This window comes from Dyella sp. 01N448, assembly GCF_056399225.1.
Map to the genome: position 1 here is coordinate 60,701 of NZ_JBFTQX010000009.1, position 12,335 is coordinate 73,035.

At 61.3% G+C, this 12,335-nt stretch carries 7 protein-coding genes; 1 reads left to right on the top strand and 6 read right to left on the bottom strand.

Going from position 1 to position 12,335, the window contains the following annotated elements; translation table 11 throughout:
- Position 1: 1 nt before the first annotated feature.
- From AC1DKY_RS15670 to AC1DKY_RS15695, 6 genes are all read right to left on the bottom strand, one after another.
- Positions 2-5,176, bottom strand: coding sequence for a DEAD/DEAH box helicase (locus tag AC1DKY_RS15670; protein WP_477180018.1), 5,175 nt, complete (start codon positions 5,174-5,176; stop codon positions 2-4).
- 582 nt (positions 5,177-5,758) lie between these two features.
- A complete protein-coding gene (gene glmS / locus AC1DKY_RS15675; protein WP_441604673.1) occupies positions 5,759-7,588 on the bottom strand; it encodes a glutamine--fructose-6-phosphate transaminase (isomerizing) in 1,830 nt (609 codons plus the stop codon).
- Between the two features lie 139 nt (positions 7,589-7,727).
- Positions 7,728-9,098 (bottom strand): pyridoxal-phosphate dependent enzyme, encoded by a 1,371-nt coding sequence (locus AC1DKY_RS15680; RefSeq protein ID WP_441604674.1) that lies wholly within the window; start codon positions 9,096-9,098, stop codon positions 7,728-7,730.
- 154 nt (positions 9,099-9,252) lie between these two features.
- The gene (locus AC1DKY_RS15685) at positions 9,253-9,480 is read right to left on the bottom strand and encodes an HP1242/YdcH family protein (RefSeq protein WP_046972765.1); all 228 of its coding nucleotides are present in this window, start codon (positions 9,478-9,480) and stop codon (positions 9,253-9,255) included.
- A 401-nt stretch (positions 9,481-9,881) separates the two neighbouring features.
- Positions 9,882-10,496 (bottom strand): hypothetical protein, encoded by a 615-nt coding sequence (locus tag AC1DKY_RS15690; RefSeq protein WP_441604675.1) that lies wholly within the window; start codon positions 10,494-10,496, stop codon positions 9,882-9,884.
- Positions 10,493-11,089, bottom strand: coding sequence for a DUF4398 domain-containing protein (locus tag AC1DKY_RS15695; RefSeq protein ID WP_441604676.1), 597 nt, complete (start codon positions 11,087-11,089; stop codon positions 10,493-10,495). The genes AC1DKY_RS15690 and AC1DKY_RS15695 overlap by 4 nt, the downstream gene beginning before the upstream one ends.
- 110 nt (positions 11,090-11,199) lie before the next feature.
- On the opposite strand from AC1DKY_RS15695, the gene AC1DKY_RS15700 reads away from it, so the two are divergent.
- Positions 11,200-12,291, top strand: coding sequence for a PilT/PilU family type 4a pilus ATPase (locus AC1DKY_RS15700; RefSeq protein ID WP_441604763.1), 1,092 nt, complete (start codon positions 11,200-11,202; stop codon positions 12,289-12,291).
- The last annotated feature ends 44 nt before the right edge of the window (positions 12,292-12,335 follow it).

A 12,335-nucleotide genomic window follows, 5' to 3' on the forward strand; every position in this document is an offset into this window, starting at 1 on the left:
ATCAATCCTTCAGTAAAGCGCTAAGGGCCTCTGGCACGCCAGCCGAGATTGAATCCGGCAACCTCACCAGCGTCCAGCCCTTGGATTCAGCGAGCGAGGCCGCCTCATGAGTCACGCCGACCGTACAGGCCGCGACGCAGTGACCACGCCAGGCAAAGCTTGCTTCGATGCCAGAGAATGAGATCGGCACCGCATCGGGTGCTGGCAGTCCTAACTCCCTAAAAGCGGTAACCCACCCGTCCGGATCCGTCGTTCTTGTAGACCCAGTGAGAATAGCAACCTGACCACGCGCGAGGTCTATCAATAGCTGCCTAGCTTCCTTGCTAGTGCGATCAATCAGCTCATGGTCAGGCTGATTGAAGTACGACAGCAAACACCGATAGCAGCCTCGGACGCAAGCTTCGCCTTGCCGATCCTGCAGTAGGGTCGCGTCGCCCTCAGTAATCGCTGCATCGACATTATCGAAGTGCATCAGATCCAGTGCCTGACGCGCAACCCGCCCCAGCGCCCGACTGTCTTCAACAAGCCGGCTTAAGACGCCGGCCCCTCCCTCGGTGGCCTCGTAGGCAAGGATAGCGCGGCGGTTGTCGCGTGCGGGCAAGGGCTCACCCAGTATCTCGCCCTCTTCGAGCTGGAAGACAACCTCGATGCCCCGCATCAGCGCGTGCTGCACCGTAGCAAGTGTTTGAGGCGCATACCCCTGTGGCTCGCGGACGCGCACCAAGAGCGCATTCTTCCGATCCCTGACGATTGGCACGATCCGAACGGGCAACACCACATCGGGCGGCGCATCCGGTCCCGGCTCTTCGTCTGTCGATTTTTCCCACCGTCCAGTACGCGGATCGATATTGAAACCAAGAACCGTCTTGTTGGCGCGACGCTTAAGCCCTTTGTTGATGCGGCTGATCTCTGCGCTGTTCGCGTACTGCAAAGTGAGCAACGGAACATCTTCGCATCTAAATTCGGCCTCGGTAATCTGGAGCCGGCCGTCCTTTGTAGGCCACGAGAACACCGTTTGGATGTCAAATCCTTGACGGACTCGCTCTTCGTCGTTGGCGGTGATCCGCTCGGTTGGCGCAGCTTCTACATTGTCGATGCGAAGCGTGCGCTTCACTGGCACCTCGCCCGCCATCAGACTGGCACAAGCGTGGCAGCGCTCAACTTCTCCTTCATGGCATGCCCCACAATTTGAGCAGATGTAAATGTCCTTAGTAGCTAGTTCGGAACCGTCACCGGAACGCACCTCTGGGGGGAGCTTCGCTTTGACAACTCGATAGGCCCGCCCCTCGTGATAGATCAGACTGCGTGGGCCGAACTCTGAAATGGCGAGGAAACGGGCACGCTGCAAATAAGAGCCGGTCTTCCCATCCCCGGGGACAAAGGCATACAACGGCAGACGCGGAAAGTTGTAGCCAGGCAAGAATCCTTCCGTGGCAAGGTACCGGTAGGAATAGAAGTCTGAGCCATTCGAGGCCGTCCCCTGTTCCAAAATGGCAATCTGGTCGCTGGCCTGCATTTGTGCAGCCTTGATTCGACGACGGTCAGCGGCCGAAAGGCCGGCGATCTCGGACCTTGTATTGGCTTCCAGCAGCTGCGTCCGAGCTGAGTCATACAGCTCACGCCAGCGGTCAAACGATCGATCGAACTCCTCCGGTGCTTTCGTTGCAACCGCTAGAACGAACTCTTCGGGATCAAGAAGCCAAGCCGGCTGGCGGCCGTCGACTGCAGCCAAAATCTCGTTGAGCACGCGCCTCATGGGTAGGTGGGCTCGAGAAGGCAGCCCAGACATTCTAGTGACGTCGGTGACCTCTTTCCTTAGTGGATATCCCTGCTTTGCAAGATCCAGGATCTTCGGAATATCTGGGGAGAGCGCCAGCTTGGTCTCTGCAAGCCACACGGCGTGCAAATGTGAGCGAACCAGTTCCTCGTTGGTGATATCTAGGGAAGGGGGACGCACAACTCCAGCGACCATATCGTTGCGGCGCTGGAAAAAGTACTGATCGTGGGGAGACTGAGAGGCACAGTAGGTCAGAATCACTGCAGCCTGACCGGACCGTCCAGCACGACCTGCACGCTGCGCGTAGTTGGCAGGTGTTGGAGGGACGTTACGAAGGTAAACGGCGTTCAGTGCAGAGATGTCGACACCCAGTTCCATGGTAGGAGAACAAAACAATGCCGGTAGGAACTGCGTGGACTCTCCTGTCGCCTTGATGTCTGCCTCGTTCTCTTTCAGACATTGACGATCGGCATCCTCAAAACGAAAGCGCCACTCACGCCATTCGCGCTGCCTCTGAGAAACCTGGGCTGTATGCTCCCGCCCCTCCATACCCCAGTAAGCACTCTTTCCCGCGCCTAGATCCTTGGCGATGGAGCAGTAGAGCTCATGAAAATATCGATTGCCCTTTGCCTCGCGATTGCGGATGGCCGCGCCAGGTACCAGACGCACCGCATTGGGCGACAACCGCCAACCACGAACGTCCACCTCAAGATCCACCGGCGACACTAAACCCTCTTTAGAAAGGAGTTCCATCAATCCGCTCATGACAGCGAGATAGTCGTGCTTGCGCAGCTTTGTTCCCAACAGGCTCCTGCGGTTAATTAGCCTGGCGATGCGGGACGTATGTCCTGCCCGAAGGATAGTTTGTTCCTCCCGTAGTCCGACTTCCGCGCGGCCCGGAGCTTCGAACAACAGCGTTGTCCGGCCCCGCGGATTCTCCTTCTGATCAATGGCCCATGGCGTACGTAGCAGCGATCTTGATTTTTGGGCGATGGTGTCAAGTATCGGAAGGTCGAGGACCTCCGTTCCAATTGCCAACCCTTCCAGCATTGCGTGCAGCAACGTCGTCAGCAACTCTCTGCGCTTATCCAGCTCGAGCGACCCGAGCTCGGGGAGGACTGCGCGCAGGCTATCGACGTCCTCGATTACGTCCTCGAGACCAACAAACTCGACGTCAATCAGTTTCAAAACTGCGAGGCTTGGATTCGTGTAACGCCAACCACGGCGCAGGTCCGCCCAGGTTCGGTGGGCCAGTACTTTTGCAAGGACACGTTGCGCGTCCTCTCGGGTGACAGCTCCGCCATTGGGGTCGAGCATCCAGTGGGTCCTGGCTGACCGATTGGCCGCGGTGAAGCCCAGGGCCTTCACTACACGAAGGCCGAACTCTTCCTCGGTCATTCCACCATCACCAGCGTCCAATACCGCTCGAAGGATGGCACCCCGAAGCAGGCTTACGAACAGAAAATCGTTGAAGTGACCTGCCTGGAGTGCTGCATCCTGACGGTTATCGGTGAAGCCAAGCAATTTGCGCTTTTCGGCAGTGAGACCATTTCCGTCGTGATTCATCCAATCAAGCGCTGTCGACACTAACAGTGTCGTGGCCGAGCTACGTCCTTCGCCGGATAGGCCGGCCAGCTTGCTCCGCTCACGTGTATTCGGATGGGGCTCATCGAGGCAACAGGGGCAAAAGGCGAATCTGCCCGGCAGAAACCAGAACTGGCGACCGGAAACGCACAGCCTACCGTCTGGTCCGACAACAACTGGCTGCGGGACGCGCTTCTTTCGTCCACTGCGGAGCCTTGGCACCTCGTTGCGGAACTCCACCCAGCTTTCCGGGTACGTCTCTAAGTCGCCGGTAAAGAGATACTCCGCGTCGCCCCCGCCCATTGGAGTCAGATAGCCGGCGACGTCGGTTGCGTCCTCTGCGTTAATGGGCGTGTCGTCGATATTGCGCGGCACGAACAGCGCGCCCCGTTCGGTCTCTATCTCGAGCACGACGTGGAACTCGTGACCACATGTCCGGCAAAATCGAGTGGGATAGAGACGATGGCCCGGTGCCTGTGGATCCTCGAGTTGTCCTTCAAACAAAACCCGGCGTGGAACATCGCCCAACGATGTGAACATTTCGCCCGCACCGGAAATGAAACGGTGCAGCTTAAAAGCCAGAAAGGCCCCCTCCTTCTCTCCACCACGGTCCCTCTCCGGGAGGCTGACCCTTGTCAAGAACTCCTCCAAGCGATGACGACAAACGTCTCGTGCGACACCGCTGGCTCCCGCGAGGGCGTCCACCGCCTGCTCGAGCGGCACTGGTTTTTTTCTCTTAAGTTCCTGGCCATCTTCCAAGCCAAGCGCGAGCTCCGTCCAGACAGCCAGTGGATGTCGTCGGAGTGCTTCGTCCGTCAGCTGTTCCGGTAGAGGGGCTCGAAGGACGAAGGACAGTCCGGACTCGACGGCTTTCAGGGTAAGTGAGTCATCGGTCGCACGCTGGAGCGACTCGTTGATGATCCCGTCAGGGCCGATGACCGTGCCAAACAACCTGGAGGCGACTTCCGCTACAGATTCGGCCCGGCCCGCTTCGGACTCCTCGCTCGACATTGTGGCTGAGGTGCCAATGCAGATCGGCGTACGGTCTGGGGCGCATCTGTCGCGCAGGCGTCGAACCAAGATTGCCACGTCCGCGCCTTGTCGACCACGGTACGTGTGCAATTCGTCAAGTACGATGAACTCGAGTCCTCGTGCATTTTCAATGACGCGCGCATCCGTCGGATCCTGTCTAGTCAGCAGTAGCTCGGCCATCATGAAGTTGGTGAGCAAAATGTCGGGGGGATTGGCAGCGATGGACTCGCGCTCATCCTGTGTCTCTTGCCCGGTGTATCGGCGTACGACTGGCTTTTGTCCATCCGGGATGCCCGAGTTCGAGATGAACTTTTCGATCTCCTTGACCTGGCTGTTGGCCAGCGCATTCATCGGGTAGACGATCAGGGCTCGGGTTTTGGGGGGCTGGCCTGCTTTTCGGGCGCGAACGACCGCGTCGACAATGGGAATGAAGAAGCACAACGATTTGCCCGAGCCGGTGCCCGTAGTTACCACGTAACTCTGTTGGCCACGAGCCTTTGCTATCGCCTGTGCCTGGTGGCTGTGCAAGCGCAGTGGGGACGAACCAAATCGAAAGATCCTACCCGTCGCCTCATCGAGATCGCCGGAAACCACGAGTTCCTCGACGGTTGGCCCGGCAAGGTAATGCGGATTCAATGACAGCAGGGCGTCGGGCCAGAACCTTCCTTCCGCATATTCGCGGTCAATGGCCTGCGCGAGATCATTCGCTCTGATCGTCGTGAAGGAGCGCGAGAACCGCTCGTAGGTCTCAATCACGCGATGGTCGAATTCAAAGGCCTTCATCATAGCTCCCTGTTTGGCTTTTCAGCCACGCCACCACCCAGGCCTACAGCCACCACGCAGAAGCCACGGCACAGGCTGAATTCCCTTAAAATCAATGGCATGGATGCACTACTAATGCTTCAATGGATTGATTCTATTCGGCCACGCCTTGTCGAGCGAGCTCTCCGGCGATCAGTCGAATAGCTGATGCGAAGAAGTTGCTCAGAGTGGGAGAGTCGGCCGAGCACGTGGTGCACGTCCGTCGGTGTGCAGGATGAGGGTGCGCCAGGTGGGCCAAACGTCCCGCAGGCCCGTGTGCGATCGCTACGCTTCCTTCCTTTTCATAGCGGTCGACCCCAGAGGCCAATTTGTCATCGTGCGAAGTCAACCAGCTAAATGTGCTGCATAGGGGACGGGGGTCACCAATTGGTGCCCCCGTCCCGGAAACCGAGACACCATCACTGGATAACACTGCGTGGATTAACCGCAGTTGGAATCTCTTTTAGCTGCATTGGCCGCGAACTTACAACTTTGTTGGAAACTCTATTATTGAGTTGAAAACTTTATTAGGTCGCACCAGTACCAGAGCGCGCGCCTGTGCCGTTACTCCACCGTCACCGACTTCGCCAAATTACGCGGCTGGTCCACATCGGTGCCGCGCAGTACTGCCACGTGATAGGCGAGCAACTGCAGCGGCACGGTGAACACGGCGGGGGCGATGAAATCGCCGCCGCCGTTGATGCGCAGCGTGACGCCGCGGGCGCCGTTGCCTTCGAGGCTGGCTTCGCCATCGGCGAACACCAGCAGTTCGCCGCCGCGGGCGCGCACTTCCTGCAGGTTGGACTTGAGCTTGTCCAGCAGCGGGCCGTTGGGGGCCACGGCGATGACCGGCATGTCTTCATCGACCAGCGCCAGCGGGCCGTGCTTGAGCTCGCCCGCCGGGTACGCCTCGGCATGGATGTACGAGATTTCCTTGAGCTTGAGCGAGCCTTCCAGCGCCACCGGGTATTGCGCACCGCGCCCGAGGAACAGCGCATGCTGGCGATGGATGAGGTGCGCGGCCAGGTCGATCACCTGCGGTTCCAGCTTGAGCGCGTCTTCGAGCGCACGCGGCAAATGCTGCAGCTGGGCACAGAGATCGATATAGCGGGTGTTGTCCATGCCGCGGTGCTGCGCAAGATGAAGCGTCAGCAGGGCGAGCGCGGCGAGCTGCGTGGTGAACGCCTTGGTCGAAGCCACACCGATTTCCGGACCGGCGCGCGTCATCAGCTTGAGGTCGGCTTCGCGCACCACGGACGATTCGGGCACGTTGCAGATCGCCAGCGTCCCCAGATAGCCGCGGCGACGGGACTCGCGCATCGCCGCGAGGGTATCGGCCGTTTCGCCGGACTGCGAAATCGCCACGAACAGCGTGCCATCGGGCACCACGGCCTCGCGATAGCGATATTCGCTCGCTACTTCCACGCTCACCGGCAGGCGTGCGTGTTCCTCGATCCAGTACTTGGCGACCAGGCCCGCGTGGTAGCTGGTGCCGCAGGCAATGATGTGCAGGCCGCGCACCTTGGCGAGCAGTTCGTCGCCGTCCACGCCGAAGATGTTCGGCAACACGCCATGCGGACCGATGCGCGCTTCAAGCGTCGCGGCCACGGCGTGGGGCTGCTCGAAGATTTCCTTCTGCATGTAGTGGCGATATTCGCCGCGTTCCACCGCGTCGGCCGAAAGCTCGCTCTCGTGCATGGAACGCTCGACCCGCTGGCCGTCGAGATTGAATATCTCCACCTGGTCGCGGGTGATCTCGGCGACATCGTCTTCGTCGAGATAGATGATCTTGTTGGTGACCTGGATCAGCGCCTGGGCATCCGAGCCAAGGAAGTGCTCGCCAATGCCCACGCCCACCAGCAGGGGCGCACCGTGGCGCGCGCCGACCACGCGCCCCGGCTCCGTGCTGCTGATCACGGCAATCGCATAAGCGCCTTCCAGTTCGCGCACGGTGGCCAGCACTGCTTCGCGCAGGCTTACGCCGGACTGCACATGCTCGTTGATCAACGCCGCCATCACCTCGGTGTCGGTTTCCGAGGTGAACACATGGCCGCGCGCCTGCAGATCCGCGCGCAGCGTGGCGTAGTTCTCGATGATGCCGTTGTGCACCAGGGCCACGCTGCCGGCCATGTGCGGATGCGCATTCGCCTCATTGGGCACGCCATGTGTCGCCCAGCGCGTATGCGCGATGCCGGTGCCGCCGGGAAACGGATCGGCCAGATACAAGGCTTCCATCTCACGGACCTTGCCCTTGGCGCGCACGCGCTGGACTTCGCCTCGATCCAAAACGGCCAGGCCCGCCGAATCGTAGCCGCGGTATTCGAGCGCCTTGAGGCCGGCGATGAGCAAGGGGGCCACGTCACGCTGGGCGGCGGCGGCAACGATTCCACACATGAGCTGTTACTCCTTAGAACGAACGCGGCCAGTCACGGTCGCGAAACCGCGACTTTGGTCGCAGCCGATTTCAGCAAACTTTCGGGGGCCATGGGCGGTTGATCCGATGGCCTATGCTGGACGCACGCTTACACGGTCTTCAATGCACCTTGCGGCGTAGATAGTTCAGCAGATCAATGCGGGTGATCAGGCCCAGGAACTGTTCGCCGTCCACCACGATGGCCACATGGCCGCGGTCGAACACCGGCAGCAGGGATTCGATCGGCGAGCGCACGTCCAGCATGTGCAGGCTGGTGATCATGGCGGTGGATACCGGGTCGCGGAATCTGGCTTCGTCCGCATGCACGTGCATCAGCACGTCCGATTCATCGAGGATGCCGACCAGGCGGCTGCCATCCATCACCGGCAGCTGCGACACGTCGTACAGCTTCATGCGCGTATAGGCCGTCATCAGCAACTCGTTCGGGCCGATCACCACGGTATCGCGCTGGGCGAAGGGACGCAGCAGCAGGTCGCGCAGGTCGCCCCGCTGTTCGCGCTCGATGAAGCCGTTGTCGAGCATCCAGTAGTCGTTGTACATCTTGGACAGGTACTTGTTGCCCGTATCGCATACCAGGGTGACCACGCGCTTCGGCTCTGTCTGCTCGCGGCAATAGCGCAGCGCAGCGGCCAGCAGGGTGCCGGTGGACGAACCACCGAGGATGCCCTCCTTCGCCAGCAGCTCGCGCGCGGCCAGGAAGCTTTCCTTGTCGGGGATGGCATAGGCCTTCTTCACGCGCGTGAAGTCGCTGATGCTCGGCAGGAAGTCCTCGCCGATGCCTTCCACCATCCAACTGCCCGACTTGGTCGAGAGCACGCCTTCGTTGATGTACTGGGCCAGGATGGAGCCGACCGGATCGGCCAGCACGAAGTCGGTGTTGGGCGAATGCTCGGCGAAGAATTTGGACAGGCCGCTGAGCGTGCCCGACGATCCGCAGCCGACCACGATGGCGTCGACCTTGCCATCGAGCTGTTCGAGAATTTCCGGGCCGGTGGTGGCGATATGCGCGGCCGGGTTGTCCGGATTGCCGAACTGGTTGATGAAGTAGGCGCCTGGCGTTTCGCGCGCGATGCGCTCGGCCATGTCCTGGTAGTACTCCGGGTGGCCCTTGGCCACGTCCGAGCGCGTCAGCACCACCTCGGCGCCCATCGCCTTGAGGTTGAAGATCTTCTCGCGGCTCATCTTGTCGGGCACCACCAGGATCAGGCGGTAGCCCTTCTGCTGGGCGACCAGCGCCAGGCCCAGGCCGGTGTTGCCGGCCGTGCCTTCCACCAGGGTGTCGCCCGGGCGAATCCGACCGGCCCGCTCGGCGCCTTCGATCATCGACAGGCCGATGCGGTCCTTGACCGAGCCGCCGGGATTGGCGCTTTCCAGCTTCAGGAAGAGCTCGCACGGTCCAACGTCCAGGCGCTGCGCGCGTACCATCGGGGTACGTCCGATCAGTTCAAGGACACTGTTGTGGACCGACATAAAAACTCCTTCCTGTAGGCAGCGGCTGCTTCTTGGCGACCGCTCGGGAGGACGATGATAACCGAGCGGCTCTCACCCTTCGCCGACCCCAGAAACAACGCGGCCCCGGAGCCGTGAGGCGCCGGGGCCGCGTTCATGCGAAAACGTCGCAGATTCAGTTGATGTGGTGCGCTCGGCTATCCCACATGCGCTGGAGTCGCTCCTTCGCGTGGAGTTTCTCCTTCTTCATGCCCGATAACGTCATGTCATCGATGGGAAGCACGCCGATTTCGGCGTCGTGCACCTTGCTGTCGAGTTCTTTGTGGTGCTGATAGAGCCGACGGAATTCGGCATCGGCCTTCATCAAAGCTTCGACATCATCACGCTGCTGGTTTTCAAACATGATGGAACCTCCTCTGGAGAGTACGGCGGGGACCGTTTTGGGGACACCCGCTGACGAGGAATCACGCACACGCACCCGCCATCCATGCCGGTTGTCCGGTCCATGGAGATCGATAAAGGAGGAAGGTTGGGCGCATGACTCACGTCGGTGACCCAGGCGCGGAGATGCCCCTGGGAACTTGACCCTACTCCCCGATCTGGGGTCATGCAAGCGTCATATGAGCGGCAGGAAATAGCGGAACTTTCCTAAAAAAGACTGCCAGAACAGTCTTTTGCACAAGTCGAACGGCGGCGTCGCGAAATTTGAACAGAGCGGCTCGCGGCCGGCGATATCTCAGCGACACAGGGACAAAACAAAGGCCGGCGGGTTGACCGCCGGCCTCGTGAACACCTGGGCAGGACTTACTTGCCCTGGTCCTTGTTGGTCGTGCTGTCGCCCTGCATCTGCTGGCGCATGGCGCGCGCGGCCTGCGCGGCCAGGTCCGCTTGCTTCTTGGCGGCATTGGCGACCTTGGCCTGGGCGGCGGCCAGCTTCTTGGCCTGGTCGGCCTGGGCCTGGGCCTGGGCGGCGGCTTCGGCGCCGGCAGCGAGCTGGCGGGCCGATTCTTCCTGGGCGGCCTGGTATTGCAGGCGCTGGCGTTCGAGCTCGCGGCGCGCCATTTCCGTCTCGCGGCGGCTGCCGTCGAGCTGGATCTGGTCGTGTTCGCGATCGAGCTTGCCGATCTGCAGCTGCGCGTCCTGCAACTGGGCCGTGGCGCGGGCCAGGTCGACGCGACGCTCGGCGATGTAAAGCGCATGCACGCGGTCACGCGAACGGGCTTGGGCCAGCTGATTCACGGCGTCACGGGCGCGCGCCTGCTCGGCCTGGGCATAGGTGCCGATGGACGGATCGCTGGAGAGCTGGTCGAGGCTATTGGTGAGCCGGGCCACGTCCATATCGTCCTTGGCCGCATGGACGCTGCCCACGGCGGCTACTGCAAACAGCAGCGTCGAAAGGCGGAGGGTCAGGTGTTTCATAGATGGCCTCCCTGGTCAGTGCTCGACGGAGGTGCCGGCTGGTCGGGATTGGGATTCTGCGGGTAGGTCTGGAAGCCCTGCCCCTGCGGTACAGGCTCGCCCAGCGCGGAACTCGGCGGCGCCGGCATATCGCCGGTCTGCTGTTGTTGCGGCAGGCCGGACGCCTGGCTCTGGTTCTGCTGTTGCTGGTCGGCCAGGGACTGGTCGATCTGCTCGCGCAGCTGCTGGTTGGCCGACGTCTTGTTCTGGATCTGCGCCCGGGCGGCGCCCAGGCGGGCCTTGGTGCGGGCCAGTTCGGCGCTGGCCCTGGCCTCGTCGGCCAGTTGGGCGGCGACGTCGTAATCGCGCTTGGCTATCGCGTTCTGGGCCTGCTGGAACTTGTCCTGGGCATTGCCCAGGTCGATCGGGTCGTAGACCGCCGCATCGGCATCCCGTGCCGCCTGCAGCTGCATCTGCGCCTGATTCATGATCCCGTCCGGCGGTGGCGCGGACGCGCAACCCGCCAGCGCCAGCGTCATGGCCAGCGCCAGGGTGGATACCGCAAGGCGCGCGAACTTGGGTCGCTGCCCTGGCGGGGAAAAGATGTGCACCATCACTCAGTCCTCTCAGAGTGTCACAGCGTATTGTGGGCGGGCATAATCCACTTTAGCAATGCGCACGGAACTAGGGGATTCGAGTGGACATTGGTTATTTCCTCAAGCTAATGGTTGACAAGGGCGCGTCGGATATGTTCCTGACGACGGGCGCCCCTGTGAACATTAAGGTCGAGGGCAAGCTTTACCCGCTGGGCAATACCGGCCTGCCGAGCGGCATGGTCAAGAAAATCGCCTATTCGCTGATGGACGAGGGCCAGGTACCGCAGTTCGAGCGCGACCTGGAGCTGAACATGGCGCTGGCTGTGAAGGAAGCCGGCCGTTTCCGCATCAACGTGTTCAAGCAGCGCGGCGAAGTGGGCATGGTCATCCGTGCCATCAAGAGCGAAATCCCCAGCATCGACCAGTTGCAGCTGCCGAGCATCTTCCGTGAATTGATCATGGAACCGCGCGGGCTGATCCTGGTGGTGGGCGCCACCGGCTCGGGCAAGTCGACCACGCTGGCGGCGATGATCGACCATCGCAACCAGAATTCCTCGGGCCATATCCTCACCATCGAGGATCCGATCGAATACCTGCACCGCCACAAGAAATCCATCGTCAACCAGCGCGAAGTCGGCCTGGATACGCACAGCTATCACGAAGCCCTGCGCAACGCGATGCGTGAAGCGCCCGACGTGATCATGATCGGCGAAATCCGCGATACCGACACCATGGAAGCGGCCATCGCGTTCTCCGAAACCGGTCACCTCTGCCTGGCGACGCTGCACTCGAACAACGCCGACCAGACGCTGGAGCGCATCCTCAACTTCTTCCCGGAATCGGCGCACAAGAACGTGCTGATGAACCTCGCGCTCAACCTGCGCGCGGTGATCAGCCAGCGCCTGGTGATCGGCAAGGACGGACGCCGTCTGCCGGCTACCGAAGTGCTGCTCAACACGCCGCTGATCCGCGACATGATTCGCCGCGGCCAGGTGCACGACGTGAAGGAAGCGATGGATCGCAGCCTGCAGGAAGGCATGCGCACCTTCGACCAATCGCTGTATCGCCTCTACAAGGAAGGCCGCATCGAGCTCGAGGAAGCGCTCAACAAGGCCGACTCGCGCGATGGCCTGGCACTCAAGGTGCGCCTGTCCGATAGCGGCGGCAACACGGAAAACACCGAGCTGGCGGGTAACGATCCGTACGGGCTGGGCTTCTAAGTTCGATCCTTCAAGTCGAGGGGCGCACGCCGCCCCGCGCACTT